Origin of the sequence: Vibrio sp. B183 (assembly GCF_000740665.1) — a bacterium.
GTDB classification, from domain to species: Bacteria; Pseudomonadota; Gammaproteobacteria; order Enterobacterales; family Vibrionaceae; genus Vibrio; species Vibrio coralliilyticus.
Window position 1 is genome coordinate 466165 of sequence record NZ_JPQB01000005.1, and the last position, 25539, is coordinate 491703.

A 25539-nucleotide genomic window follows, 5' to 3' on the forward strand; every position below is an offset into this window, starting at 1 on the left:
TATCTCACGTTTTCATCACTGAGCGTCTTTCTACGCCCCACACTCTCGCCAAAAGGAGGAGTCAAACCCCATCAACTTCCACTAGCCTTAAATCAACCTCAATAAGAATGGTTAGATTGTTGAATGAAGAAGTACAATATTTATCAGGTCTTTACCCGTCTGTTTGGCAACACGAATACCATCAATCAGCCATGGGGCAACATAGATACCAATGGGGTTGGCAAGTTCAGTCACTTTACAGAAAAGGCTTTAAATGAAATTCGTGATTTGGGCATCACACACATCTGGTTTACTGGCGTACCACACCATGCCCTAGTCAATGATTACGTGCATGTAGGAATCGACAATGACCACCCTTCTGTTGTCAAAGGCCGCGCAGGCTCTCCTTACGCGGTAAAGGATTACTACTCGGTCAACCCAGATCTAGCTGATGACCCCAGTCGACGAAATCAGGAATTCGACGATTTAATCAGTCGCACCCACAATGCTGGCCTCAAAGTGATCATCGACATCGTACCTAATCATGTGGCTCGGGTTTATAAAGGGTTAAACAACCCTTCGGGTGTGGAAGATTTTGGGGCTCACGACGACACCAATGTCTGTTATCACAAGGACAACAACTTTTACTATATTCCAGATGCTCCTTTTGAACTGCCAAGCGAATTATCGCCTGAAAAGATCCTTGGAGAAGAAGCACATCCTCACTTGGAGACGCCCTATCAGGAGTTTCCGGCGAAATGGACAGGCAATGGCTCAAGGAAAGCTCAACCGTCCATTGATGATTGGTACGAGACAGTAAAAATCAATTATGGTGTTCGCCCTGACGGCAGCAAAGACTTTCCTATCTTGCCAGAAGAGTACCGCTTTAAGCCTCATTCGGAGCACCATCAATTCTGGCAGGATAAATCCGTTCCGGATGCGTGGAAAAAGTTTCGGGATATCGCACTTTACTGGCTTAAAAAAGGCGTAGATGGCTTTCGTTACGATATGGCCGAAATGGTGCCTGTCGAGTTCTGGAGCTACCTCAACTCTTCGATAAAAATGGCTAATCAAGAAGCCTTTCTGATGGCTGAGGTCTATCAGCCGGAACTTTATCGAGACTATATCCAGCTCGGAAAAATGGATTACCTCTACGACAAGGTTGATCTCTATGACCAGTTGAAATCAATTATACAAGGTTACGGTTCTACGCGAGAGATTGGCCGCATTGAGTATCAGCTACGCGATATTGATCACCATATGCTGCACTTTCTCGACAACCATGATGAACAGAGACTTGCTTCGCCTGAGTTTGCGGGGTGTGCTCAGAAAGGCAAGCCCGCCATGCTGGTGTCTACATGCCTATCAAGCTCTCCTAGCATGATCTATTTTGGTCAGGAAGTCGGTGAGCCTGGGGCGGAGTTCGGTGGATTTGGTACACCTAGCCGCACGTCGATATTCGACTATGTCGGCGTCCCTCACCATCAGCGTTGGATGAACCATGGCGCTTTTGACGGAGGCCAACTGAGTCAGGATGAAAAAGCGCTGAGAGCCTTCTACCAAAAACTGCTTAACCTGACGTTAAAAAGCCCTGCACTATTGGGAGACTACCACGATCTTTATGCAGTGAACTTTGACAGTTTCGGCGAAATGCAAGATCAGTTGTTCGCTTTCGCCAGATCCAGTGAAGAACAAAAGCTGATTGTGGTTGCCAATTTCAGCGCACAACATGGTAAACAAGTCGAACTGAATCTCCCTTACTCGCTCATTACTGACTGGCAGCTGCTTCCCGGACAATATCGTTGGATAGATAGGATGAGTGACTCGGAGCACACCCTGAATGTGTCTCAAACGTCCGCCTCTATTTCTATGTTGCTTTCCCCACTGGCAAGCCTGTTTCTAGAGCTTGTCGTCCCTGATTCGGAACAAAAGTTATGACACATCCATTTATCTTTCATGGCCAAAGTAAAGACTGGTTTCGTGTTACCAATGACACGCTAACCCTCAAGCTGGCAATAGAGAAAGGCATTGAGTTGAACAAAGTATTGGTCCGTCACGAACCTGACAATGAAGAGTATCTGGTAGCAATGCAGCCCGATGGTCAAACACATCATCTTACCTTCTGGTCCGCATCAATCACTGCCAACTCAGACCAAGACCTCACTCGCTACGCGTTTAAGATTCTCATGCCCCAGCGTCAGCTTTGGTTAGATGCAAAAGGCCTCCATACACGTATGCCACCAAGAGAGACCCATTTTAAGTTCAACTCTAAGCATCAGCCTCCGGCTTGGGTCAACAAGCAGGTGTTCTATCAGATATTCCCCGACCGATTCTGTAATGGAAACTCTGACATCAGTGTTAAGACTGGCGAATACAAAGTTTCAGGAGGAACAAGAAACGTCGTTGCTAAACAATGGGGAGAGCCTGTTGATGTGAGTAACGGCAATGCTGGCTGCGAGTTCTATGGCGGTGATTTGCACGGTGTTGAGCAAAAGCTGGACTACCTTGAAACACTTGGCATCACTGCTTTATATCTTAATCCCATTTTTGCGCTCCAAGCAATCACAAGTACGATACCAGCGACTATCTGAATGTCGACCCACACCTTGGGAGCAACCAACATTTCGCCGAGCTCTGCCAACAAATCCATCAGCGCGATATGAAAATCATGTTGGATGCGGTTTTTAATCACACCTCAACAGAGCACCCATGGTTCAATCTGCAAGGTTTGCATCCCGAAGTGGGCGCCTACCAAGGAACTCACTCTGAATATCGTGATTACTACCTTTTTGAAGAAGAAAGTCAGCTCTATGAGGGGTGGAAAGGAATTAAGTCACTGCCTGTCCTCAATTTTGAAAACAGCCGCGTAAGAAATTACATTTACCTCGGTGACGATGCTGTCATCAAACACTGGCTAAAACCGCCCTATTCTATTGATGGTTGGCGATTCGACGTAATCCATATGCTCGGTGAAGGGCAAGGTGCTAAGAATAACCAGCACTATGTCAAAGCGTTTCGCCAAGCGGCTAAATCCGTCAATCCTGATTGCTATGTTCTTGGTGAACACTTCTTTGAAGCCACTCAGTGGCTACAAGGCGATCAGGAAGACGGTGCGATGAACTACTATGGTTTCGCTCACCCACTCCGTGCCCTGCTTGCCAATCTCGACATTGCCTTTGATCCAATATCAATATCCGTACCTGAGTTTCTCAATTGGTTGTCCGAAGCCAGAGCGAAAGTTCCTTGGTTGAATCAACTTAGCCAGTTAAATCAATTAGACAGCCACGATACTGCACGATTTGTGGAGTTGATTAAACACGATCCTAGGCTGTTCAGACTGGCTGCAACTTTGTTGTTTAGCTACGTTGGCACACCTTGTCTCTATTACGGTACAGAACTAGGTATGGAGGGAAGTCATGATCCAGACAACCGCCGATGTATGCCTTGGGACGAAGTAGGCCACAACACCTATTTGCCTTTTATCAAGCAACTGATTGAGATCCGTAAAACTCAACCTGCTCTACAAGAAGGTGATTTTGTGCTGTTGTACCAAAATGACACAAGCTTTGCCTATGCTCGCCAACTCGCTGGACAATGTGTGATCGCGGCTTTCAATTTAGGGAATAATGTAATGTCGCTCACCCTGCCTGTCTGGAAACTGAATATCACCAACCCAGCTTTCTTCAATGCCATGACAAAGCAAAAGGTGGCAACCAGTAACAGTAAAATCTCGATTCAGCTTGAGCCCGTCTCTTCAATTCTTATCGAAAGCGAACGCTAATACACGTCTTATAGAACTCGATTGCCCAGATATCTCTGGGCAATGCTATTTCGCTTCAAATTTAATCTTTTTAATAATCAACCTATTACCTTTCACATTTGCTATTTCTAATTTAAATTGCAAAAACAACAGTTGCAATTGCAACTGTTGTTTTGTAAATTTAAATCATCCCATACAGATAAAGCAAAGGTAATTAAGATGAAAAACTGGACTCGAACAATACATAAAGCAGCCGCCTTAAGTGGCTTTATGATGATTCTAAGCTTCTTTACTAGCACGCTTTATGTGGAACTGTTTGGCAGTTTTGCTCAGATCGCAAGCGTTAAGACATACATCTTCTACGCAATATGGTTTTTGATTCCAACCATGGCGTTGGCGGGTATTACAGGGGCGAAGATGGCACCGAAGGTCACAAGAGGGCCGATTGCAGCAAAGAAAAAACGCATGCCCTTAATTGCGTTAAATGGTTTGCTGGTTCTGACGCCGGCAGCCATCTACCTTCACTATCTCGCAGACGCAGGGCAGTTTAACAGTACGTTTTACATCGTTCAGATTATTGAACTGATTGCGGGCTTCACCAACTTGATACTAATGAGCATGAGTATCCGAGACGTTATGAAGCTGAAAAAGCCCGCGCAATTAGCCTAAGCCATTAAACGATGAATCTGCTCAATGGTATCTTGGGCAGATTCATAATCAACGGGCAGCTCGACCACACCATTGGCCGTCTCTACAAACAAAGATGGGAAACTATTCCCACCGATAGAGCGAGCGAAACCGAGCTCCTCCATAAGTTGTTGGTTTAGAGCTTCAGACTGAAAATCTTGCAAGAACTGCGCTTCATCAAGACCAATCTCCCCTGCTATCGCAATCAATACTTCACTGTCACTCGGGTTTCGTGCTTGAAGGTAATAAGCGTGCTGAATGGCGCGTAGCATCTCTTTCTCCGCTCCCTGCTTACGTGCCGCTAACACTGCTCGACAAGAAGGATAAGTTGAGCGCTTAGGGGTGTTTTTTGTCCAGAAGTCATAGTTGAACTCAGTGCCCAGATAGTTTTCGATCTTTTTCCAATATGAGGCAATTTGTTCACGCATGGCGATGGGCATAGGCTCCATAGAGTCTGGTGCCAACCCACCAACCACATACTGCACTGTCACCTCATCAGCTAACGCACTCTGGATTTTTTCCCAAGTGGGTTTATAACCCCAACACCATGAACACATAGGATCGTAAACGTAGTAGAGTTTGGCTGCTTGCATGAGTTCATCCTTATACTGAGTAGCGAATCAGGGTCTACATCACCAATTCGTCTATTTCCTTTAACCCCATAGAGGTAATTGTTACCTCTGCTTGATCGAGATCATTTTAACAAAGTGATTACATCATTTATGTTGACATAATGTTACGGAGATTAACAAGAGGGATGCCCATGGAACTGAAAAAAGACCCAAGATGTTACACTGACGTTTGTGTAGGTGGTAAATGGTTTCACCATGATCACTGTACCAGTAAAGCGTATATGCTCAAGGGCGGCGCGGATGTGAGTGTAGAATTTAACAAAATACCTGAAACAGAAGACGAACTTATTGAACTGTTAGTTCAGAGTGTTTAAACGACAAGCGCTTAGCAACCCCCATTGCTAAGCGCTTGTTTTTTATCTGTCTATTTATTGATTGCGAGGTAAGTACCAGCAGCAATCATCACGCCACCAGCCCCTTGATTCAGCTTGCGTTGAGCACTTGGAGTTTTCAACACTTTAACCAGTCGCCCTGCACCAATCGCTATCATCATTAACCCTGTCATCAGAGCAACAATGCTTAATACCGCAGCCAGTGCAATATCCTGACTATTAAGAACGGTTAAGTCCATAAACGTTGGCAGGAATGAAATATAGAATAGGATCACTTTAGGGTTTGAAGCCGAGATCAGAAAGCCCTGTACAAATCCGGCGATATGAGACGGAGCTTTTGGTGTTTGATCCTGTTGAATCGCTTCACTGGCCTGAGGCAGTGCTTTGATCATCTTATAACCGAGATAGATGAGGTAAGCCGCACCGACGTAACGAATCACCACAAACAGCGTTGCCCAGTTTTCAGCTATTGCGGCCAAACCCAAGCAGGCTAAAAGGAGATAGATAACATCGCTGGCAACCATTCCAGCAGAAAGAGAAATACAGTGTTTTGCGCCTGAAACCATAGCACGAGCAACGATGGCAAATACGCCCGGCCCAGGTGTGATGCTAAAGATCAACATAGCGATAAAGAAGGTGATCGCACTTTCAACGGTCATGGCTGTGCCTCATACATAGTGGGTTACTGAAAAGTAACATTATTGTATAAAAATACAATCGCCTTGCAGCATTCAAACCCACTATAATTTTAGCCAACTGGCATACTCAGGATCCGTATCTTTTAGATCCATGTAAATCCAGACCATGCGATCGACAAACCATGCTTTGAATGCCATTACCCAGACATTCCCCAATACGACGATACCAACATCCAAGGTATACAAACCGTATATCAGAATAGGCACACCAAGCGCAGAAAGCGTACTCAGCAGGTTACACATCCTCAGATGGTGCCCCGGTATCTTAACTTTTGATCGTTGCAAATAAATCCGCTCTCCGAAGGTTCCGATAGACGCCCAACTGTTAGTGTTTTTTGGCGCTGAGAAAACGCGAGGGTTGAGCCAGACCCAAGCAATAGAGATAAAAATCGGGAGTGTCGACCAGACGCCGATCCATTCTTTTGACCAAATCGATAATGAGAGCAGCGGCAATATCGTAAATCGAGAATAAACGCTGAGCGGACTCGCATGTCGCTGCCACGCCTCTTCATCCATTCCCATCATTTTCTCAGTCCACTTAAAGATATCCACTTTTGTTCTCCTTCCATTACCACATACTGGTAAATTTGCTTTGCATCGCTCTGCTGATGGGAATGCTGTCGTCACCAATTACCGCAACCATTTTACCGGTAAAATCCTTCTTCACTTTGTCTATCATCGAGACATTAACCACACTCGAGCGGTGTACTTGCCAAAACAACTCCGGATCCAGCTGAGCCAGCAGTTCCTTAAGCGACGTTCGCAGCACATACTCGACTTTGTTGCCCTGCTCTCGCTTGTATAGAGAGACGTATTTGTCTTCTGCTTTGAAGTAAAGCACCTCAGACAAAGCAATGAGATGGATCTCTTCACCTTTGCTTGCTCTAATCCAACTTAAGTATTTCTGCTGAGCAGGCGCGTTGAGCTGCTGAATCTGATTCAACAAAGTACCAAGCTCTGTCGCGGGTTCAGCACTGGTTAGCCGCGCTTTCAGTTTTTCAACACATTGGATAAGACGAGAATCAGAGACAGGTTTAAGCAAGTAATCCACCGCATTAGTTTCAAAGGCCTGAACTGCGTATTCGTCATACGCCGTTACAAACACAATATGAAGTTGGCAATCACGCTTAGAGAGCTTCTTCGCCAGTGACATACCATCCAGCCCGGGCATTTTTATATCCAGAAATACCACTTGAGGCTGATGTTGCTCGATCATTTCAAGGGCTTGCTCACCATTCGCAGCCTGCCCGACAATATCAAGTTCAGGCCAATACTCAGCAAGCGCCTGATTAAGATGACGGCGCAGCAACGGCTCATCGTCGGCAATGACTGCCGTAAGAAGATCAGTTTGCATCCATGTTTTCCTCAAGTTTCTCCAATGAGCGACGTTGTACAGACAACTGAGCAATCACACCACCCGATGCATTCTCTTTCAGGTTCAGTGACGCATGTTGACCAAACAAAGTAGTGAGCCGATGACGAATATTGTCCAGCCCTATACCTTGCCCAGCATGACTAGGCGTATCGCTAAAACCAATCCCATTGTCGATAACAGAAATGGTCACACTATCCTGATTTTCAGCAACCTCTACTGTTATTTTTCCACCGACAGAGCTGGGTTCAATGCCATGCTGTACTGCGTTCTCCACTAGCGGTTGAACCAACAGAGGCGGTATATTGAGGTCACCCAAACAATGGTCGGAGATTTCATAATTCAAGCGTTCTCCGAGCCGTATTTTTTGAATGGCAAGATAAGCATCCACCAGCTCCAATTCGCCTTTTAAGGTCGTATTGTACTGACGACTGCGTTGTAACGTCCCGCGTAACAGCTCAGTCAGTTTCTCCAGCATCCGCTTGGCGCTTGTCGCGTCGCTATCTATCAATACGCTAATGTTAGCCAGTGTATTAAACAAGAAGTGAGGTTCAATCTGACTTTGCAGCTGCTTCAGTTGGCTTAGTAGCAGTGCTTTCTCCTGCTCCGTTTGAATACGGCGAGCCCGTTCCAGCTCCTTTTGAGTCTGCAGCTTTTGCTCATGCGTATAGAAATACAGAAAACAAGCCGCTGAGAAAATAAACCCAAGAATGATGACCGGCTTCATCTGGCTGAAGTCGGCAAACTTGTCGTATTTGCTTAACCAATAGTAGGCATTGGTCGTACCAAACACCATTGAAGCGCCAATAGACAACATGCTCAGCTGACGCCGAGTCCAATGCTCACTCGTCCACTGCAATAAATGAGAGCTCAATACTGCGCTATATCCGTAGCCGAAACTGATAAGAATATGCTCCCAAAACGGGCTCGGCCAGATGGCATGTGTTGCGAATGCGATGATGAGGCAAAAGACTGAGGTGAACACCAAACTCTTCAATACGTCTGTTAAACGAGTAGCAAAGTCAGTCATCAAAATTTTCCTTTTAGATTTATAAAAATCATACGCTTATCTGATAGATTTGCATATACGGAGTCATGGCTTCCCGTCATAAAACGGGCTGCAAGTTCAACGTCGACCGAAGTCTGTCCCGAGTCATAAGCACTGTAGTTAATCCACTGTGTTGCAATGACACCGCCGTCTTGTGGCGATAATAAGAGATCAAAAGTAGGCTCTACATTCTCCAGCCATAAGGCATTTTTACTCCATTGCCACTGACTCCAGCTAGTAGGATTCAAACTCCAATGAAACATGACATTATGCTGCACCAGATTGATATGGTTGAGCCCCTGAGCGTACGAATGCGATAGACCAGCGGTGCTGGCACTTTCTGATAAAGCAGCCGCTCTTTCGAGTCCCTGTCGCCAATCCTCTTTGCTCCATGCCCGATTGTCATACCAATATTCGACAATGATTTGATTGCCGGCTTGGCTCGCCCAATTAAGCCCAACTAAACCTTGAAAGCCACTACTTTTGTTAGCCAGAATCACTGGTGAGTAGAGGCCTTGCTGCTCAAACCCTAGGTAGTCTCTCTGGTACACAAAAGAAGCGTGGTATGCCCATGACGCATCATAAACAGACACCATAGAGCCGCCAATTAAGCCTTGTCTTACATCGTCATAGTAAGCAATGGCCTGCCATTCTGTCTCATCTGTCAGCCAGTAGCGACGCAGACCAATGCCCTGTTGCTCAGTTCTTTGTTCGAGCTCGCTAGACTCTTGCTTTGTCCAGCTGGAATCGCTGTAAAGCAAACTCCACTCTCCCGAAAGATCAAAATATGACGCCATTGCGACACCTGCGCCCTCCTCTACCTGAATTCCCACTGGGTTACGCCGATAAGGTTTGAACAAGTCTAAGGGGCGATATCCATACCCTACTCCCCAGTCGAGGCGGATTTTACCCAGCGTCATATCAAGCGGTAGTACGCCTGTCTCCCAGACGCCTTGCCAAAAAAGCTCCTGAACAATCAACTCATTATCAGCTGAGTCGGATGAGTTGCTCAACGCGAGTTGACTACTTTGCGCCGCAAACAAGCCACTCCAGCTTTGCCACTCGGCTTGCACACGAAGCAACGCGTCTAGCTGCTCAGTGTGCGACGCCGTATGTGGTTCAAACCAGACGGATTCTCTGTGCTGATTCTGGCTACCACTGACCGTCCAGTCCCAATTGAAACTTGGCTGAGCAAGGCCGCTACCTGAAACCGTTGCCGCCAACGCGAAAATCAAACGGTAATTCACGTTACAGCTCCGACAGTGCGTTACGCGTCAAAAATGCTGGAATATAGTATTTATCTTCAAGTTGATGAGTCGTCACTTGCTGATATTCAATCACCGTTTTTTTCGCTGGCTGAATCTTGTCAATCAAGGTCATGCTCACGACTCTTGACTGGCCATCGCGCTCACCCTGCTCAAACAATGCCTGCTTAGCCAGCTTGCCAGACTTTAAGTACAAGTCGGCTTTGATCGGGAAATCGCTCTCCGATTCCAACCATAACTCGATGCGATCGTAACTCGCACCTTGAGTTACAGACTGCAGAGAAAGCTGGTTTGACAACACTGCACGCTCATTGATGGTCAAGGTTTCCTGAGCCGTCAGCGTCGCTCGGTAATCCTGACTCCAAGTGAGAGTAGATACATCGCCAACGGAGGCTTCACCGAGTAATTTTTGCATCGGTGTTATACGTATTGGGCGACGACTTTTAGGCATCACTAGCCAATAGTTATCTCCCAACATCAGCATCTTTTGCCCCGCTTCAACCGGTGACTTAAACACAACTAAAGACTTGCGTTCAGGGCGTGTATAAACATTGTATTGGCGTGTTTTATTCAGCTCTCCGTTTTTATACAAGGTAACGAGAGAAACCACTTTGGCGTACGCCGTATCAAGGCGATAGGCATCTGCGTTTTTGACCATGGTGGCCGTGTCATTAGCAAACACACCAACACTCAACAGACTCAATCCGATGACGATAGAAAGTGATTTAAACATAGGTCAATGCCTCCGTTATCGGCTTATTGACACCCTTTCGGGCGGAAAGAAACGCAGCGAAAATACAAATCGCCATGACACCCAATGCGCTGTAACTCAGTAGTTCAGGTGAAAAATAGATATTGAGTGGATAACCGTCGGTTCGACCCGGTGGTGGTGGCATTTGCACATCCACCACCATCAGGACAATACTGGTGACGACTGTTAGAAGCCCACCCAAGAGTGTGCCAATGCCAGCCAACAATGCGGCTTCGCGCACAAAGCCCGCCACGATTTCCGCAGGATATGTGCCTAACGCGGACAAGGTTCCGATTTCTCGCGTTCTTTCCGTCACCGACATCGTCATGGTGTTAAACAGGGCAACGAACACCACCAGCGACATCACCGCCCCCATAATGCCGAAGATTCGATCGTATAAATCTTTCACTTTGGTGTAGAAAAAGGCTCTTTGCTGCCACGGCGTGACTTCCAGTGCTTGGCTATGTAGCAAAGAAGCGAGTTGTTCTTCCAGCCAACTCTGAAGCTTCAATGTGTTTTGTGTTTCGTAGAGGAAGACCGACAAAGTACTCACTTTGTCACTCACCAATAGTTCCTGTACCGATTCAATATGCAGGTATAGCTGGCGCTTATCTAAGTCCGGTACACCCGTTGAATAGATACCATGAACTTTAAAATCGAGCGCATTCAGCGCGCCGTCGCTCGTCGTTGCAAGCACGGTGATCCAGTCACCAATTGATACGTTGAGATTACGCGCCAAATCGACGCCAAGCATCACCTCAGGCTCCGAGGGTTGATATCGCGAAGAGCGAATATCAGACAAAGTATTACCCTGACGCACGTCGAGAAACGGCCCCTTCATATCGAACTCACGTTCATTCACACCAGTACCAACAAAAATGGTCGATTTATTGCCATTTGAGACCAGCCCTGTGAACTCAATCCTAGGCTGAATGCCTCGTATATCCGGATTCGATATCAGTTGCTTGTAGATCACGGCGCTATCTTCCAGACCATTCGCCAATGGCATGTCTTCATCTTTCTCGAAAAATCCGGGAATGCTTATTGTCAGATGGCCCGTATCCCGCGCTGTTGACTCTTGGAGTGATTCATAGGTGTAAAGCCCAAACCCACCCGCTGACGTTAAAGCAAAAACGGCAATCGTGATGATAAGAGCGGACAACACACTGCGACGACGATTTCGCAGCAAATTCAGATACGCTATGCGCACTGATTGAGGAACTAACTGGCCCATTTCATCGCCTCCTTGCTTATTCTGCCATCCACCAGTGAGAGGGTGCGGTCACATTGATTCGCCATTCTTTGGTCATGAGTGGCGACAATGAAGGTTGTTCCCAATTCTTGCCCGAGGGTTTTCATCAGTTCAATCACACGCTGCGCGGTATGGCTATCCAGACTGGCGGTTGGCTCATCGGCAATAACAAGTTTGGGTTGATGAACCAGCGCCCGTGCAATGGCGACGCGCTGTTGTTGACCACCCGAGAGATGATCAGGTCGATGGTGAGCAAACTCTTCCAACCCCACTTTGCCAAGCATTTCCATGGCGAGCCGTTGCTGCTGTTTGGCAGGGTATCCGTTCAACATTAATGGGTACGCCACGTTTTCCCATGCACTCATTACGGGAACCAAGTTAAAGCGCTGGAATACAAAGCCCATGCTGGTCCGCCTCAATTGCGCCGATTGTTGTGCCTCTCTCGGGTATAACGAGCCGTCAAACGTAACCTGCCCTTCATACTCACTATCAAGCAAACCCAGAATATTCAGTAGCGTGCTTTTGCCTGAGCCTGACGGGCCACAAAGAGCGACCATTTCACCATTACTAATTTCGCCAGTGACGTTGCGGAGTGCCTCCACTCGCTGCTGACCGAGTTGGTACTGCTTGGCTAGATTTTGAAACTGCAACATGCTCGCTCCTTAGGCGTTATTGGCCATCGCTATCGCTTGTAACGTCATCGGGTGCTGGGCATTGAGCGTTGACATTTCCTGTGCCCATTTTTGTGCCTGTAAGCTGTCTTCTGCGCGAATGGCCGCCTGAATGGCGTAGATGTAAACCCAGGCAATCGCATCAAAGGACTGAGACCTAAAAGCCTGCTCAGAGAGAAGCCCCGAATACAGCTCATAACCACGTTCGAAATGATTAAACATATCGGGCAATGATGTATAAGTCGTCGCCGCAACGGCTCTTGCCAATAGTGACTCTGGTAGCCCCTGACGAATCTCTTGCAGTGGAACAGGCGTTGTATCATCCGATAGCATATCCAACCCTTTGGCAATCGTACCGAGCCCTTGCTCGACGTATTTCATCTTGTTCCAAGGAAGAAAAGCATCGCGTCCCATCAAGGTTTGTGTGCTACCGAGATAGACCAATGTCAGAGCATCACCGCATTGTCTTTCGATCTGACCTTGCAGCTGCTCATAGACGGATTCAACCAGATCTTCATCGCCTTGAGCGGCGTGATTGTATTGTTCTATTAACTTGTCGCTTGGCGCTGCGACCGCTTGAGCGCTAACCAGTAAACACAGGCCTAATTGATGCGTCAGTTTCATTTTGTCGTTCCTTCTTCTTAGCTGATGTTCAAAGGTTAATCAGCGATGAGCAAGGCTGCTTGGGTATGCGACGAACGGTGGTTGGAAGACGTGAATGGTAAAAATAGAGCGTGAATGGTGAGAATTTGTTCAGCCTCTGCGGCTTATCTGGAAATCAACGGCTATGATCGTTAAAGTAGCGCCATGATTAGTTATCGCATTGAAATTCAATGTGACGAGAGAGAAGAAATTATGTTTAGCGATGATCGCATCATTGATAATCTGGAAGAGCTTGAAGCTTTTCTCCTCGCTGTAGAAAGCGGCAGTTTTGGTTTGGAAGGCGTTGCGGGTATCGCACTTGCGACAAACAACGCTGATGGCCGCCACTTTGTGGCAGTGCTGGATGATAATCACCAACTGCTGCTAGCTCGCTGGGTTACCGACGAAATCTTCAAGACAGGTCAGGATTTAGTCCGCAACGGACCGAAGAGAAGCCATTAAAATAGCCCGCAATTGCGGGCTATTTTAATTCAGGTGTGTAAGCAGTTAACTCAGGCCGCCAAAGCAAAGGTATTTCACATCCATATACTCATCAATACCTTGCTTGGCCCCTTCGCGGCCAATACCGGATTGTTTAACGCCACCAAAAGGCGCGACTTCTGATGAGATAATCCCATCATTAATCCCAACCATTCCGTATTCAAGCGCTTCAGCCACCTTCCAGATACGACGAATGTTATCACTGTAGAAATAAGCGGCCAGACCATAGATAGTGTCGTTGGCCATCTCAATCAACTCTTCGTCGCTCTCGAACGCCAGGACTGGCGCCACAGGGCCAAAAATCTCTTTGGAGACAATATCCATTTCTTGAGTCACGTTCTTCAGGATAACCGGAGCAATAAACTGTCCAGATTGAGGCACTATAGGTGAAACAGGCTGCGCTCCTTGTTCAATCGCCCCATCAATCAAACGCTCGATACCCTCTTTGGCGACTTGGCTAATGACAGGCCCAATATTGACGCCTTCTTCCAAGCCGTTACCAAGCTTGAGCTGTTTTACCGCTTCATCAAATTTAGCCACAAATTCATCGTATACATTGCGATGAACGTAGAAGCGATTGGCACACACGCACGTCTGGCCTGCATTGCGGAACTTAGAAGCCACGGCTCCTGCAACAGCAGCGTCTATATCTGCATCATCAAATACGATGAACGGGGCATTACCGCCCAACTCCATTGAAGTGCGCTTAATATCGTGGGCACTCTGCTGCATCAAGAGACTACCGACGCGAGTTGAACCAGTAAAAGACAGTTTGCGAATCAATGGATGCGAGGTAAACAGCGTTCCAACTTCTGGTGCACTCTCCCCTACAACCACTTGCAAAACATCGCGAGGAATACCCGCCTGATAGGCCAGTTCTACTACCGCAAACGCAGACAGCGGTGTCAGTTCAGCGGGTTTCACCACAAAGCTACAACCTGCTGCAAGCGCGGGAGCGGCTTTGCGAGTAATCATCGCTATCGGAAAGTTCCACGGCGTAATCGCGCTCGCGACACCCACTGGCTGCTTAATAGTCACCATACGCTTGTCCGGCGTTGGCGCTGGAATGGTTTCACCATAAGTGCGTTTTGCTTCTTCAGCAAACCACTCAACAAAGCTCGCACCATAGAGTACTTCACCTTTCGCTTCCGCTAGTGGCTTGCCTTGCTCTAGAGTCATTAAACGACTGAGGTCATCTTGGTTTTCAACCAGTAATCGAAACCAACCTTGGAGGATGACAGCTCGCTGCTTGCCTGTTAGCTTGGCCCACTCTTTCTGAGCATTATGAGCCCGAACAATTCCCTGTTCGATTTCCTCTTGAGTGGAAACCGGTGCATAACCCAGTAGCTCTTGCGTCGCGGGGTTGTAAACCGCGACACTTCTGTCCTGATCCGACACCATAAAAGACACTAAACTCTGATTACCTATTTGCTGCATTGTGATTACCTTGTTCTTCGCCTATTGAGGGTTGGGCTGTGAATACTGGTGAATTTCTGACGATGAAAAACTGCTCACACTAGGAAATAAAGCCCATGGTTTGTGTGCCTCTAGAATTACATACGTTTGAGGAGTTTAACAACACTATCTAGGTCTTCAATGTTCAAAGCGAAACAGAGTTGAGGTCGATGACCCAGTTCACTAATTGGTCTGCGTTTTTATCAAACCAAAGCAAAGAGCTTACTTTGGGACTTTTGCTGTAAAGCGATGTTTAATTTTCTTCAGTAAACAGAATCCAACGGCCCCGATCATAATCAGCCCTTCTTAGGCCTGATTAAATGCGAATAAACAATATGTCAGGCGCGTAATAAATGAGGTTGGATGGACCTACTATATTTCCGAATTAGCTCGCAAACATAAATAGTCGGATCACTTTATCTCAGAAGTAAGAGCACTTTAACCAAACGCATTACCGACTGTTAATCATAAGCAATGAGTTTGCAAAGCCAGTACGATTGAGCTTTGTTTATGTAGACGGGTTAAGTGAACTTTTATTGAACAAAGTGACTGACCTTAAAACTGAACAATTTTACAAGTAGCGATGGAATATTCGTGGATATTCAGCCGAAGATGTTACAGAAATGGAAGCCGAAGGAGCTTGCCCAGACTATATCTTGCTCGCATTTATGAGCGAAGGTCGGGAAAGTTGTCACGGCCAACTTGAAGATTAGAGGAAAGCAGAAGTAGGAGTAAAAATATGTCCAAACACTCATTACTGTTCAAAGAGCAACTACTAACCACATCAACTAAAGGTACAGAGTGTAGAGTAAATATACCTCGCGTGTGGGATGAAGTCCGCCTAGAAACCATCACTGGTGAGGAATTGCTAGCATCAGTCACTATGTCTGATGAGAAAAATAGCATATTGAATTGCTGTGTGCTTGGGTCTAAACCAGCTTACATTCCTGATAGCTTGGACAATATTTCTTTTGGAAAGGTTCGGTTCATTTATTCTCAAGGTAAAGGGCTCAACCCCGAAACCAAACGTACTGTGTCAGAACTTGATCAGCTCATAGAAGTGATCGGGGCCTTACTTAATGACACATCATTTAAAAACTCCTCCGTTGAAGAAATGTTAAGCGTTGTTCGTGTGGTGTGTAATGGCTGCAACTCATCACTGGAGTATGTCGCCCCTAATGTGGAACACACTTTAGACTTAAGCTCTGAATATCTACTTAAGCTGTTGCAGGAATTCATCGACGGTCATCAAGAAGAAGATATAGTGAAGTAACAAAAAGGAAGTCTCCTTATGATTGAGGTCTTTATTACTTTAGTAGCGTACATCGCAGGGATGTTTACTCACTGGCTTAAGTGGAAGTTTGACGAAAAACGAATAGTCAGAAGGGAGCAGAGGGAGTTGATCGACAAGTGGAACAAAGAAATAGAGAAGTTCGATTTCATGCCTGAAAATGTTCCTAAAATAACGGGGCTTTCATGGTACACAAGCTTAAGGCCTTACCTGTCACCAAAGCTCATTAAACGTTTAGAAACTAATACTATAGATATACATATAGGTTCGACCAAAAACTCACCAAATCCACTAAAGGTTGATATGCTGAATGAGGTTGCTGAATTACAGAAGCACCTTTGGGGAAAATAGATAGGATACATCAGTATGGAAACAAAGCATGGTTACGCGAGCGAAGGGATTGCCAGGAAGCTGGGCTTCCAATTTTAATCTAAGTTAAAGTGGGCCTTCCTCGCGGATTATGGGCCCGTCATATTGCTTATTCGTATTTAATCTGGGCCAAAGAATGTCCGACCACGGGATTATATTCTCAGTCCACTACAACTACTGGTATGAGACGAAAAGAGTCAGCCTAACGGTCTGACTCTTTTGAATAGAAACAGGATTTATCTTGGTAGAGGTTAAGGGTGCTGCGGTAGGTTACATTCGCCGATTACTTGGGCTGATGACCACTCTTCTTCGCAAACTTTTGCATCGCCTCGGCAAAGGTTGTTGTTTTACCTTTCGCTTGAACCTGTACTACTTTGTAGCCCATCTTTTCTAACGCTTGGCGCTCTGCCAAAACGGCTTTATCATCTTGCTGGCTGCCTTCAGCAGGTTGATGAATGTAACACCCCTCAAGTTGGCCATCTTCGACCAGTTGGTGGTGTCTCAATGCTTCGATATCAAAATTCATAGTCAGTCTTTTGTCTAATTTCTAGGGTTACATTCGCTTTAAAGGCTTAACGACGCTATCTAATCCTTCGATTTTTAGCGCAAGGCATAGCTTGAGGAGGTCGCCGAGCTCCCCATTAGGAAAGCCCTTCTTATCAAACCACAGTAGATATTCTTCGGGGAGATCGATCAAAACGCGTCCAGCATATTTGCCAAACGGCATCTGGACGCGTGCTAACTTAATGAGATTTTCTTTTTCCAGCATGATTTTACTATTCAGGATGAACTCTATGCCTAGAGTACCACTGAAATTTAATGCCAGACAGAGGCGACGCTACCGTAGTCTCACATTACGCTTGATTCACGGTGTGCGCGTATTCGACCACAATTTGATTGCCTTCGATGTAAGCGTTCTGGATTTCCCCGTCAACACTCATACGGCTTTGAAGATAAACCACCTTAGGGCCCATATCATTAGCTTGCTTAAGTGAAGGAAAGACCAGTTTCGCATCGAGATGAAGTAATCGGCAAAAGTGGCTAATGAACGACATCGTCAAAGGCTCTTCTCCGCGTAAGAGTTGCGAGAAGCTTAGCTGACTGATCCCTAACTTTTTCGCAAACTCCATTTGCGTGAGACGCATTTTAGACTTTTGAGACATCCACGTATTGTATAACGCCTCTCTATCCTTCTCAGTAAATTCCATGGGTGAATCCTTGTATCGCTTAGTGCGATGGATTCTGCGCCTTTTCATTCACAGAGATGTCAGCAATGAGTTAACGTTAGTTAAGAGTTTGGTTTGCTCGCTAACGGCAGTCTCTAATGCGGTGCAATGATGACATACAAATCCATTTACTATATGTAACATTTCGACGGCTCATATCTTCCAAATAAATGACTATTAATAAATCAAACAATAGTTTTATAAACTCACTTGCAACCGTTATTTTTATTCGGGATATCCTTTCCAAAAACAGGGATAAATGATGAATATAACTCTCCTTCCGCTAGATTCTCACTTAATTAGCAAAATAAAATAACAGCAGAATCATCTGATAACTTTTATTAAGCACTTATTATGTTGGCTTGATTCTGTCTAGTGTGAATATGAAAGGGAAGGTATGAACATGAGCGGAGTAAGTCATGACAGAGTCACCAAAACGTTTCATTGGTTTATGGCAATCATCATTGTGTACACAACGATGGCAGGATATGGGATGCACCTTACAACCCAGGATTCTCCTATGTTTCACTTCTTGTCGACATTAAACATGTCGCTTGCCACAGTTGCTGCTCCCGTGTTTTTGGCACGTTGGGTGTGGAAGTATTTTAGGCCAAGCCTAGAGGTTGACGACAACATTGCTCATTGGCAAAAGAGTATTGCTAAACTCATTCATTCGCTGATGTATTTCATGATGTCTTGGGTATTTATTTCCGGATTTCTGATGCTACAAAGCCCGTATTATTTTTTCTGGATAGTAGAAATTAGCAATCTAATTCAAGAAGTAGAAATAAGTTCGTTTTTCTTTCAAGTTCACCGTTTATCTTGCCTGGTGCTTGCTTCACTGGTGATACTTCATATTCTCGCAGTGGCTCACCATCATCTTATTAGGAAACACAATGTCCTTAAATTGATGCTTTAGAGTACAGACAAAAGCGGATGCACAAGGCATCCGCTTATCTGTTAGAACCAGCTAGAAATCAGACGTTTGAACCAATCGATCAGCTGTTTGAAAAGACTGCCTTCATCGATATCAGCCTGAGCGATTAGATCTGCCGTCGCGACCTCGTCACCTTCCACGCTGTATATGATGGTGCCGACTTTTTCTCCCTCAGTGATAGGAGCCACCAATTCGCGGTCAAATTCGACTTCAGCCGTCAATTTGGCCGCATTACCTTTTGGTAGTGTCATGTAGATATCTTCATTGACACCCACACTTAACTGATCCTGCTCACCCATCCAGACTTTTGCTTCAGTCACAGTATCGCCAGCTTTGGTAGGTGACACCGTTTCGAAGAATCGGAAACCATAGCTAAGTAACTGCTTACTTTCAGATTCTCGACTCTTAGTGCTGCTTGCACCCATCACCACGGCGATCAAACGCATGTCCCCACTGGTTGCGGATGTGGTCAAGCTGTACCCTGCTCCGCTGGTGTAACCTGTCTTCATACCATCAACGTTCATGCTGCGATCTCGTAGCAAACCATTTCGGTTGTACTGAGTAATGCCGTTGTAGGTATAAGACGTCTCGCTATAGAGAGGATAGATATCAGGCAAATCACGAATAATGGCTTGGCCCAGTTTCGCAATATCCATAGGGGTTGAATAAAGGCCATTGCTATCCAAGCCGTGTGGATTGGTATAGGCGGTGTTTTCTAGGCCGAGCTTTTCAGCCCAGGAGTTCATTAAGTTAACAAAGGCCCCTTCGCTGCCAGCAACGTATTCTGCAATCGCGACACTCGCATCGTTACCTGATTGCACGATAAGACCACGATAAAGATCCATCAGAGGTACCGTAGTGCCGACTTCGATAAACATCTTTGACGAATCAGGGAAGTTCTTTGCCCAAGCGTTTTTGCTGATCACAACCTGATCATCCAAAGTAATGTTGCCCGCTTTAACTTCCTGCCCTGCCACATAAGCCGTCATCAGTTTGGTTAAACTGGCCGGATTAAGCTTGGTGTTCGCATTCTTTTCAACCAACACTTGGCCAGTGTTGTAGTCAATCAAGACATAGCCTTTTGCCCCTAATGTCGGAGGCTCAGGGATAATAGTAGGTGCCGCAATGGCATTGAATGTCGCAGCGATAGAGGAGAAAAGTGCTGCTTTTAGGAGAAACGTTTTTTTCATGGGACGTTACCAACTCTAGTCACAATCGGAGTTTTTATGATTAGTTCGAGTATAAACAAACAACAATGATATTTATTCGCTTTGTAATCAATCGTTACGCTTATTGGAAAGTTTTATTAAATAATGAGAGTTCGACTCCATATATGGGTAGATTAGTACAAAAAAGCCAGTGTTCATAACACTGGCTTTATCAATCTTGATTCTCTGAGCGACTAAGCTTGAGCTTCCTGAACCTTCTTCGGTTTTGGCGTAATGCTGTCTCGGTAGCTAAACCACAAGTAAGTCACCACCAAAGAGAAGAATAGGTATGACAGTGCGAATACTAATGGAGAAGTAATCAGCTCTTCCGACATACTCCAACTCACTCCTATCACGGTGATAGTCAGCTTAGATAGCATGCCACAAATCAGAAGCAACAAAGCTAGCTGAGGAAAACGAGTCGTTCGGAATGCAAACCAGTAGCAGCTGCCAACGGCCAATGCAGAAATCGAAAGACCTAACATGAAAGAATGAAGGTGTTCAGCGGATAGCACACCTGCTGAGATTGACGCCATTATTATCAGAAATAGTTTCATCATTGCCTCGCTTTTTAAACTTGGAAAAAGCTTCCTTTCATTTTTGCAAACTCATTTTGCACATATTTTCGCCATTTCCCTCCGAAATTCAACCCCTAAATTGGTACATTTTTTGTCCGTCAAATACCCCTGTAACATATGTAAAGTAATGGTTAAAAAAACAATAGGTAAGGTTCCTTACAACTCAAGCTCAAAACCCATTAAACCCGCCAAAAGTGAAATATACAGTTACATTTAAGTAACAACATTTACATCTATAATCGTTGGCAATTTTGTGATCTGATGCATTTTAAACCAGACATTTCGAGCCCAAATACGTTGTTACAATCTAAGTTTTCACTTTTAAGCATCCCTATCATTGGGAATATCAAAAAGAGTGTGACTCTAGCCACTGTTCAGTAGATTTGCGCTCGAATAGAACATATGGCTTTGTTACCTTTGCGCGCATTCGATATTTCGTACTACATACCATGCCTTCAGAGTACAGAATCAAAAAGATCGTTGAGATCGGTGACACCTTGCATCGTAGTGGCTGCGCGCCCTACAAATTAGAAAAATACACTCAGTTTTATGCTCGAAAACATGGCGTCGATGTCATGATTCAAGCGACTCCAACAACCGTTAACTATCAGTTTCCTGACGACAACAATGCCGTGGTTATGAAGCGCCATCAGCCCGCTTCGATTAACCTCAGCTTACTGGCGAATACCATTATTCGAATTAACCAACCTAGTAAGGAGCCCGTTCCAGAACCTGTAGGCTACCCTAAATGGGTCACTGCACTTGCGAATATGGGCATTCCACCTGCGTACCTTATGTTGGTTGGTAGTACGCTAGAGGCTGTCTATATTTCGATCTTTCTCGGTTTTCTCGCATGGGGCGCTCAACAAATCTGTAAAGCGAGGCGCTCCATCGCCGTAGAGTTTGTCGCTGCACTGGTCACCGGCATTCTGGTTGCCTTTTTCGCCAGTACCAGCGCCGATCTACCAGTCTGGGCGCTGTGTATCGCCGCTATCGTCTTATTTGTTCCCGGCTTATCGATAGCTAACTCGCTCGAATGTCTAGCGTTTAACGATTTGGTTTCAGGGACCAGCCTGCTGGGTCAAAGCTTTCTCACCCTGATTAAACTGTTTGTCGGCATTATGATGGGTTTGAACATCGGAGAAGCAATCTGGGGGCAGCCGGATATCACTTCTTACGTCAACGAGATACCCACTTGGCTCCACATCTCAGGGCTGTTTCTAATATCCGTATCTCTTGGTGTGATATTCAATGCCAGACCTAAAGACATTTTGCTCGGTTTGCCTGTAGCGGTACTGGGCATGTGGGGACCGTTTTACCTAGGTTTCGAAAGTGGTTGGGTTGTGGGAACTTGGATTACCACCGTGCTGATCACGCTCTACGGCACTTGGGTGGCGAAGAAGATGGATCTCACAGGGTCTATCTATATCGTCCAGGGCATCATCATCTTGGTACCAGGTAGTCGAGTTTTGGTCAGTGCTGGGCAATCTGTATTTGAACAGTCTATCTTGCCCATTCCAAGTATTGGTCTCTCAGCACTGTTTATGTTCTCAGCGATTGTTGCTGGTCAGGTTACGGCTTATTCCATTTACTCACCGCGAATCGAGCGATAGTCGCACTCAATAGATAAAAGAAAAGAGCCCTATTCGAAAGTTGCTGTTTAAGCGGCTTTTGAATAGGGCTCTTTGCCCTTATGTTTTAGCTTACGAGAAAAACTCCCTTTACCCTTTTTCGACTTCTCTACCCGCGTTTTAAACAGTTGGCTGGTAACGATGGCTTTTAACGCATTGTCTTGTATTTCACCTCTTCCAACTTCCAAATTAGCTTGAAGAGAAGCGGCGTGCTTAAGTTTTTTTCTGGCACTCTTGCCCATAATTTTGTCCTGCTTTGATTTTACAAACGACTAGTACTTGGTGATAAATCACTCACCAAACCCATATTTGACAGAATAAATCACCATACAAACGAATGTTACACTATCTATAGCCCAATCAGTAATATTTCCGAAACTCTACCTAGCGCAAATTTCGAATGAAAAGAGCATGGTAACGAAAAAGTATCATATGAATTTTATTGACTTAGTGCCACTTAGCTTTAGACTAGACGGCAGCTAGAAAACGGTTCTTGTTTTTATTCCGCCGTTTCGTTGGATTTCTTGTATTTCTTCCGTAACGTCGTGCGCAATAGCAATCTCCTTTTCCACGCTATCGTTGCCGTCATGGCTTTTACAAGATTTATCAAGGATATACATTATGTCTAACACTGTTACTGGTACAGTTAAATGGTTCAACGAAACTAAAGGTTTCGGTTTCATCCAACAAGAAAACGGCCCTGACGTTTTCGCTCACTTCTCTGCAATCACTGGCGACGGTTTCCGTACTCTAGTTGAAGGTCAAAAAGTTGAGTTCACTGTATCTCAAGGTCAAAAAGGCCCACAAGCTGAAAACATCAAACTAGTTTAATTTTCAACTAGCTAGATAAAGTTTTACAATAGCCAGCTTCAAGCTGGCTATTTTTTTATGTGTAGTAAACGACTATGGCACTCAAACCCACTATCTATAAGTTTCGAATTTCGCTCTCGGACACAAACCGTGACGTCTACGATTCTCCGCAACTGACTATCGCGCAGCACCCATCAGAAACCATTCCGCGGATGATGGCGCGTATTCTGGCTTACTGTATTCAATATCAACCGGAACTTACATTCACTAAAGGCCTATCTTCGATTGAAGAACCGGACCTCTGGATCAAAGCACTTGATGATACGATCCTACACTGGATTGAAATTGGTGAACCTTCCCTTGATCGCATTAAGAAAGCCACTCGCTTAGCAAAGAGAGTCGACATCTTCACCTTTACCAGCAAATCTGACGTCTGGTGGGCGCAAACCAAAAACAAATCTCACCAATATGACGCTAATATTTACCGACTCAGTGCAGAAGGTATTGATGCTTTGTCCGAAGTAGTTGAACGCGGAATGGATCTGTCCATCATGATTACTGGCAGCAGCTTGTTCATTGACTGTGACAAAGGCTCATTTGAAGTTCAGATCGAGACTCTACAATCTAATGACTGATCTGGAACAGGCATTCATAGCTATTGGCGCAGAGTCGCTGGACGTCGTAAAGGAGCATCCCAAACTGTGGCAGCAGTTTTTGCAGCAACAATCAGCCTTATTTGACAAAGTAAAACAGAATAAACCCAATAGCGCCGATGAATCCCATTTACTCGGCATCATGACGAAAGCGCATATTGAGTGCCTGTCTCGTGTTGAAACCAACCGAGAAGCGGTTCAAGCCATGTGGAAAGCATTACACGATAACCTTGGTGAGCAAAATGCCAAGCGATTCGAGTATCAAGGTTATCAAATGCTAACTCTGGTAACACATGTCTGGCTCTATATTCAGGGTTATCTGAAAATGGATTTCAGCCTGGCTAATGACCACGCTGAAACAACCGCTAATCTACAAAACGACCTTTCTGGTCTAGATGTAAATGCCATCCGGACACAGTATCTCGCGAGCTACTACTTGGGAAGCGACAATTCCCCAGTAACGCAACGAAGCAACCCTATTTGGAGTTGGTTCAAACGCACCTTCGGTTGATTAAAAAGGGCTTCCCAATGGGAAGCCCTTTATCAATCTTAAAGATAGGTATGAGGTCCAAACACTTCGTAGTGAATTCGATCTCTTGTCACACCCAATCCTTCTAACTGCTTAACCACCGCTTCCATAAACGCGACCGGCCCACAAAGATAAAAGTCAGCACTGCTTAACGGTAACTCGCGTTCCACTAAAGACAGGTTCATCTGTCCTTCGAAATGAGCCTGATCGTTTAAGTACCATGTAAACTGCTGCCAACCGCGCTGTGAAATCAGCTGTTCTGTTTCACTCTTGAAGGTATGTTGATCAGCGCTATTACAAGCGTAAAGGTACGAGACGTCTTTTTTATCAGCCGCAGCCAATGTTTGCAGCATCGACTGGATTGGCGTCGCGCCAACGCCGGCAGAAATCAGAACCACTGGCGCGTCTTTTTCTTGATAGTAGAAATCACCTGCCGGTGCATATAAATGAACTGTATCGCCTTCATTTACTTCGTCATGCATGAAATTAGATACCAACCCATTGTGTTCCCCAACTTCACGTTTAACAGAAATTCGGTAGTTTTTGCCATTAGGTTTCTGAGACAGAGAGTACTGACGAATTTCATTGTGCTCGCCTGCAGACGGCTTAACTTCAACACCAACGTACTGGCCTGGGTTGTAGTCCAGCACCTCACCACCATCCTGTGGCTCAAGAACGAAACTGGTGACGTATTCTGATTCAGGTTGCTTCTGTTTAACCACAAACTGACGTGCGTTTTCCCAGCCACCAATGGCTTGCTTACGCTGAAGATACAGCTCGCCTTCACGATCAATAAACACTTTTGCCAAGAACAGATATGCCGCTGTCCATGCCTCTTCCACTTCTTTGGTAAATGCCTCTGACGCCAATTCACGTAACGTTTCAATTAGGTGATGACCAACAATCTGGTAGTGTTCAGCTTGAATGTTAAAGCTGGTGTGTTTATGAGCAATACGCTCAACCGCTGATGTCAGTGCTTCAAGGTTTTCAATATTCTTGGCGTAAGCCGCTACCGCTTCAAATAGAGCAACACTTTGACGGCCCGTTTTCTGGTGCGTCATATTGAAGATATCTTTAAGCTCTGGGTTGTGCGAAAACATTCGTTGATAAAAATGCTGTGTTAAAACCGGGCCGGCACTTTCGAGCAAAGGAATAGTACTTTTTACGACTTCGATATGTTGGTTGTTGAGCATCTTTATTTTCTCCTCATATGGGTATTATCTTTTTCCCTTCTAAGAGCACGATTGATGCCAAGTTTAAAC

The 25539-nt window shown here is 45.4% G+C and carries 29 protein-coding genes and 1 pseudogene; 12 read left to right on the plus strand and 18 right to left on the minus strand.

The genetic code is table 11. The features are described 5' to 3' along the window. The first annotated feature begins 123 nt into the window (after positions 1–123). From IX95_RS07770 to IX95_RS07780, 3 genes and pseudogenes are all read left to right on the plus strand, one after another. The gene (locus IX95_RS07770; RefSeq protein ID WP_038158421.1) at positions 124–1917 is read left to right on the plus strand and encodes an alpha-amylase family glycosyl hydrolase; all 1794 of its coding nucleotides are present in this window, start codon (positions 124–126) and stop codon (positions 1915–1917) included. Beyond that, a pseudogene (malZ, locus tag IX95_RS07775) lies at positions 1914–3760 on the plus strand (maltodextrin glucosidase). The gene IX95_RS07770 and the pseudogene malZ overlap by 4 nt, the downstream one beginning before the upstream one ends. 198 nt (positions 3761–3958) lie before the next feature. Next, a complete protein-coding gene (locus IX95_RS07780) occupies positions 3959–4408 on the plus strand; it encodes a hypothetical protein (protein ID WP_019274705.1) in 450 nt (149 codons plus the stop codon). On the opposite strand, the gene IX95_RS07785 is transcribed toward IX95_RS07780, so the two are convergent. After that, positions 4405–5019 (minus strand): DsbA family protein, encoded by a 615-nt coding sequence (locus IX95_RS07785; protein ID WP_021457517.1) that lies wholly within the window; start codon positions 5017–5019, stop codon positions 4405–4407. The two genes, IX95_RS07780 and IX95_RS07785, sit on opposite strands and share 4 nt — an antisense overlap. Before the next feature lie 170 nt (positions 5020–5189). On the opposite strand from IX95_RS07785, the gene IX95_RS07790 reads away from it, so the two are divergent. After that, positions 5190–5372 carry a hypothetical protein gene (locus tag IX95_RS07790; RefSeq protein ID WP_006960472.1) on the plus strand — a complete coding sequence of 61 codons (183 nt, stop codon included), beginning with the start codon at positions 5190–5192 and terminating at the stop codon, positions 5370–5372. 50 nt (positions 5373–5422) lie between these two features. Here IX95_RS07790 and IX95_RS07795 read toward each other — a convergent pair whose 3' ends face one another. From IX95_RS07795 to IX95_RS07835, 9 genes are all read right to left on the minus strand, one after another. Beyond that, on the minus strand, positions 5423–6049 hold the full coding sequence (locus IX95_RS07795) for a LysE family translocator (RefSeq protein WP_006960471.1): 627 nt from the start codon (positions 6047–6049) through the stop codon (positions 5423–5425). Between the two features lie 81 nt (positions 6050–6130). Continuing rightward, positions 6131–6640 (minus strand): DUF6653 family protein, encoded by a 510-nt coding sequence (locus IX95_RS07800; protein WP_038158424.1) that lies wholly within the window; start codon positions 6638–6640, stop codon positions 6131–6133. A 16-nt stretch (positions 6641–6656) separates the two neighbouring features. Beyond that, on the minus strand, positions 6657–7442 hold the full coding sequence (locus tag IX95_RS07805; RefSeq protein ID WP_038158426.1) for a LytR/AlgR family response regulator transcription factor: 786 nt from the start codon (positions 7440–7442) through the stop codon (positions 6657–6659). Continuing rightward, positions 7432–8490 (minus strand): sensor histidine kinase, encoded by a 1059-nt coding sequence (locus IX95_RS07810; RefSeq protein WP_038158428.1) that lies wholly within the window; start codon positions 8488–8490, stop codon positions 7432–7434. Before IX95_RS07810 ends, IX95_RS07805 begins: the two co-directional genes overlap by 11 nt. Next, on the minus strand, positions 8490–9755 hold the full coding sequence (locus IX95_RS07815; RefSeq protein ID WP_038158430.1) for a hypothetical protein: 1266 nt from the start codon (positions 9753–9755) through the stop codon (positions 8490–8492). Before IX95_RS07815 ends, IX95_RS07810 begins: the two co-directional genes overlap by 1 nt. Position 9756: 1 nt before the next feature. Continuing rightward, positions 9757–10506, minus strand: coding sequence for an outer membrane lipoprotein-sorting protein (locus IX95_RS07820; protein WP_038158433.1), 750 nt, complete (start codon positions 10504–10506; stop codon positions 9757–9759). Next, the gene (locus tag IX95_RS07825; protein ID WP_038158434.1) at positions 10499–11758 is read right to left on the minus strand and encodes an ABC transporter permease; all 1260 of its coding nucleotides are present in this window, start codon (positions 11756–11758) and stop codon (positions 10499–10501) included. The genes IX95_RS07820 and IX95_RS07825 overlap by 8 nt, the downstream gene beginning before the upstream one ends. Further along, entirely contained in the window at positions 11746–12429 is a 684-nt protein-coding gene (locus IX95_RS07830) for an ABC transporter ATP-binding protein (protein WP_038158437.1), read from the minus strand. Before IX95_RS07830 ends, IX95_RS07825 begins: the two co-directional genes overlap by 13 nt. A gap of 9 nt (positions 12430–12438) precedes the next feature. Then, positions 12439–13071, minus strand: coding sequence for a hypothetical protein (locus IX95_RS07835; protein ID WP_038158439.1), 633 nt, complete (start codon positions 13069–13071; stop codon positions 12439–12441). A 231-nt stretch (positions 13072–13302) separates the two neighbouring features. Between IX95_RS07835 and IX95_RS07840 the strand changes: the two genes are divergently transcribed. After that, positions 13303–13551 (plus strand): hypothetical protein, encoded by a 249-nt coding sequence (locus IX95_RS07840; RefSeq protein WP_038158527.1) that lies wholly within the window; start codon positions 13303–13305, stop codon positions 13549–13551. 45 nt (positions 13552–13596) lie between these two features. On the opposite strand, the gene IX95_RS07845 is transcribed toward IX95_RS07840, so the two are convergent. Next, positions 13597–15027: an NAD-dependent succinate-semialdehyde dehydrogenase gene (locus IX95_RS07845; protein ID WP_038158441.1), complete on the minus strand. Its 1431-nt coding sequence runs from the start codon at positions 15025–15027 to the stop codon at positions 13597–13599. A 757-nt stretch (positions 15028–15784) separates the two neighbouring features. Between IX95_RS07845 and IX95_RS07850 the strand changes: the two genes are divergently transcribed. After that, complete coding sequence (locus IX95_RS07850; RefSeq protein ID WP_038158443.1) at positions 15785–16318, plus strand: hypothetical protein; 534 nt, start codon at positions 15785–15787, stop codon at positions 16316–16318. Positions 16319–16336: 18 nt separating this feature from the next. Beyond that, complete coding sequence (locus tag IX95_RS07855) at positions 16337–16687, plus strand: hypothetical protein (protein WP_038158445.1); 351 nt, start codon at positions 16337–16339, stop codon at positions 16685–16687. A 301-nt stretch (positions 16688–16988) separates the two neighbouring features. On the opposite strand, the gene IX95_RS07860 is transcribed toward IX95_RS07855, so the two are convergent. From IX95_RS07860 to IX95_RS07870, 3 genes are all read right to left on the minus strand, one after another. After that, entirely contained in the window at positions 16989–17231 is a 243-nt protein-coding gene (locus tag IX95_RS07860; RefSeq protein WP_038158447.1) for a hypothetical protein, read from the minus strand. A 27-nt stretch (positions 17232–17258) separates the two neighbouring features. After that, entirely contained in the window at positions 17259–17474 is a 216-nt protein-coding gene (locus tag IX95_RS07865) for a DUF3820 family protein (RefSeq protein WP_006960456.1), read from the minus strand. 85 nt (positions 17475–17559) lie between these two features. Beyond that, complete coding sequence (locus tag IX95_RS07870; RefSeq protein ID WP_006960455.1) at positions 17560–17913, minus strand: helix-turn-helix domain-containing protein; 354 nt, start codon at positions 17911–17913, stop codon at positions 17560–17562. Between the two features lie 421 nt (positions 17914–18334). Between IX95_RS07870 and IX95_RS07875 the strand changes: the two genes are divergently transcribed. Next, the gene (locus tag IX95_RS07875; protein WP_081885413.1) at positions 18335–18850 is read left to right on the plus strand and encodes a cytochrome b; all 516 of its coding nucleotides are present in this window, start codon (positions 18335–18337) and stop codon (positions 18848–18850) included. Between the two features lie 41 nt (positions 18851–18891). Here the strand turns inward: IX95_RS07875 and IX95_RS07880 are convergent, their stop codons facing one another. Both IX95_RS07880 and IX95_RS07885 read right to left on the minus strand, forming a co-directional pair. Then, positions 18892–20058, minus strand: coding sequence for a D-alanyl-D-alanine carboxypeptidase family protein (locus IX95_RS07880; RefSeq protein ID WP_038158452.1), 1167 nt, complete (start codon positions 20056–20058; stop codon positions 18892–18894). Between the two features lie 212 nt (positions 20059–20270). Continuing rightward, a complete protein-coding gene (locus IX95_RS07885) occupies positions 20271–20633 on the minus strand; it encodes a hypothetical protein (RefSeq protein ID WP_006960453.1) in 363 nt (120 codons plus the stop codon). A 470-nt stretch (positions 20634–21103) separates the two neighbouring features. Between IX95_RS07885 and IX95_RS07890 the strand changes: the two genes are divergently transcribed. Continuing rightward, positions 21104–22267: a threonine/serine exporter family protein gene (locus tag IX95_RS07890; RefSeq protein WP_038158454.1), complete on the plus strand. Its 1164-nt coding sequence runs from the start codon at positions 21104–21106 to the stop codon at positions 22265–22267. A gap of 47 nt (positions 22268–22314) precedes the next feature. Here IX95_RS07890 and arfA read toward each other — a convergent pair whose 3' ends face one another. Then, positions 22315–22527: a ribosome alternative rescue factor ArfA gene (gene arfA, locus IX95_RS07895; RefSeq protein ID WP_006960451.1), complete on the minus strand. Its 213-nt coding sequence runs from the start codon at positions 22525–22527 to the stop codon at positions 22315–22317. A 379-nt stretch (positions 22528–22906) separates the two neighbouring features. On the opposite strand from arfA, the gene IX95_RS07900 reads away from it, so the two are divergent. The 3 genes from IX95_RS07900 to IX95_RS07910 all read left to right on the plus strand — a co-directional run bounded on the left by IX95_RS07900 (position 22907) and on the right by IX95_RS07910 (position 24259). Further along, entirely contained in the window at positions 22907–23116 is a 210-nt protein-coding gene (locus IX95_RS07900; protein WP_006960450.1) for a cold-shock protein, read from the plus strand. A 74-nt stretch (positions 23117–23190) separates the two neighbouring features. Next, positions 23191–23730 (plus strand): YaeQ family protein, encoded by a 540-nt coding sequence (locus tag IX95_RS07905; RefSeq protein WP_038158456.1) that lies wholly within the window; start codon positions 23191–23193, stop codon positions 23728–23730. Continuing rightward, positions 23723–24259, plus strand: a complete 537-nt coding sequence (locus IX95_RS07910) for a hypothetical protein (RefSeq protein ID WP_038158458.1) — start codon at positions 23723–23725, stop codon at positions 24257–24259. The genes IX95_RS07905 and IX95_RS07910 overlap by 8 nt, the downstream gene beginning before the upstream one ends. A gap of 38 nt (positions 24260–24297) precedes the next feature. Here IX95_RS07910 and hmpA read toward each other — a convergent pair whose 3' ends face one another. Further along, the gene (gene hmpA, locus IX95_RS07915; protein ID WP_038158460.1) at positions 24298–25470 is read right to left on the minus strand and encodes an NO-inducible flavohemoprotein; all 1173 of its coding nucleotides are present in this window, start codon (positions 25468–25470) and stop codon (positions 24298–24300) included. Positions 25471–25539: the final 69 nt, after the last annotated feature.

Excerpts from the sequence above, each read along its gene's own strand:
- IX95_RS07770 (WP_038158421.1), top strand. The coding sequence starts at position 124 with ATGAAGAAGTACAATATTTATCAGGTCTTTACCCGTCTGTTTGGCAAC.
- IX95_RS07780 (WP_019274705.1), top strand. The coding sequence starts at position 3,959 with ATGAAAAACTGGACTCGAACAATACATAAAGCAGCCGCCTTAAGTGGC.
- IX95_RS07785 (WP_021457517.1), bottom strand. The coding sequence starts at position 5,019 with ATGCAAGCAGCCAAACTCTACTACGTTTACGATCCTATGTGTTCATGG.
- IX95_RS07790 (WP_006960472.1), top strand. The coding sequence starts at position 5,190 with ATGGAACTGAAAAAAGACCCAAGATGTTACACTGACGTTTGTGTAGGT.
- IX95_RS07795 (WP_006960471.1), bottom strand. The coding sequence starts at position 6,049 with ATGACCGTTGAAAGTGCGATCACCTTCTTTATCGCTATGTTGATCTTT.
- IX95_RS07805 (WP_038158426.1), bottom strand. The coding sequence starts at position 7,442 with ATGCAAACTGATCTTCTTACGGCAGTCATTGCCGACGATGAGCCGTTG.
- IX95_RS07810 (WP_038158428.1), bottom strand. The coding sequence starts at position 8,490 with ATGACTGACTTTGCTACTCGTTTAACAGACGTATTGAAGAGTTTGGTG.
- IX95_RS07820 (WP_038158433.1), bottom strand. The coding sequence starts at position 10,506 with ATGTTTAAATCACTTTCTATCGTCATCGGATTGAGTCTGTTGAGTGTT.
- IX95_RS07825 (WP_038158434.1), bottom strand. The coding sequence starts at position 11,758 with ATGGGCCAGTTAGTTCCTCAATCAGTGCGCATAGCGTATCTGAATTTG.
- IX95_RS07830 (WP_038158437.1), bottom strand. The coding sequence starts at position 12,429 with ATGTTGCAGTTTCAAAATCTAGCCAAGCAGTACCAACTCGGTCAGCAG.
- IX95_RS07835 (WP_038158439.1), bottom strand. The coding sequence starts at position 13,071 with ATGAAACTGACGCATCAATTAGGCCTGTGTTTACTGGTTAGCGCTCAA.
- IX95_RS07840 (WP_038158527.1), top strand. The coding sequence starts at position 13,303 with ATGTTTAGCGATGATCGCATCATTGATAATCTGGAAGAGCTTGAAGCT.
- IX95_RS07845 (WP_038158441.1), bottom strand. The coding sequence starts at position 15,027 with ATGCAGCAAATAGGTAATCAGAGTTTAGTGTCTTTTATGGTGTCGGAT.
- IX95_RS07850 (WP_038158443.1), top strand. The coding sequence starts at position 15,785 with ATGTCCAAACACTCATTACTGTTCAAAGAGCAACTACTAACCACATCA.
- IX95_RS07855 (WP_038158445.1), top strand. The coding sequence starts at position 16,337 with ATGATTGAGGTCTTTATTACTTTAGTAGCGTACATCGCAGGGATGTTT.
- IX95_RS07860 (WP_038158447.1), bottom strand. The coding sequence starts at position 17,231 with ATGAATTTTGATATCGAAGCATTGAGACACCACCAACTGGTCGAAGAT.
- IX95_RS07865 (WP_006960456.1), bottom strand. The coding sequence starts at position 17,474 with ATGCTGGAAAAAGAAAATCTCATTAAGTTAGCACGCGTCCAGATGCCG.
- IX95_RS07870 (WP_006960455.1), bottom strand. The coding sequence starts at position 17,913 with ATGGAATTTACTGAGAAGGATAGAGAGGCGTTATACAATACGTGGATG.
- IX95_RS07875 (WP_081885413.1), top strand. The coding sequence starts at position 18,335 with ATGAGCGGAGTAAGTCATGACAGAGTCACCAAAACGTTTCATTGGTTT.
- IX95_RS07880 (WP_038158452.1), bottom strand. The coding sequence starts at position 20,058 with ATGAAAAAAACGTTTCTCCTAAAAGCAGCACTTTTCTCCTCTATCGCT.
- IX95_RS07885 (WP_006960453.1), bottom strand. The coding sequence starts at position 20,633 with ATGAAACTATTTCTGATAATAATGGCGTCAATCTCAGCAGGTGTGCTA.
- IX95_RS07890 (WP_038158454.1), top strand. The coding sequence starts at position 21,104 with ATGCCTTCAGAGTACAGAATCAAAAAGATCGTTGAGATCGGTGACACC.
- arfA (WP_006960451.1), bottom strand. The coding sequence starts at position 22,527 with ATGGGCAAGAGTGCCAGAAAAAAACTTAAGCACGCCGCTTCTCTTCAA.
- IX95_RS07900 (WP_006960450.1), top strand. The coding sequence starts at position 22,907 with ATGTCTAACACTGTTACTGGTACAGTTAAATGGTTCAACGAAACTAAA.
- IX95_RS07905 (WP_038158456.1), top strand. The coding sequence starts at position 23,191 with ATGGCACTCAAACCCACTATCTATAAGTTTCGAATTTCGCTCTCGGAC.
- IX95_RS07910 (WP_038158458.1), top strand. The coding sequence starts at position 23,723 with ATGACTGATCTGGAACAGGCATTCATAGCTATTGGCGCAGAGTCGCTG.
- hmpA (WP_038158460.1), bottom strand. The coding sequence starts at position 25,470 with ATGCTCAACAACCAACATATCGAAGTCGTAAAAAGTACTATTCCTTTG.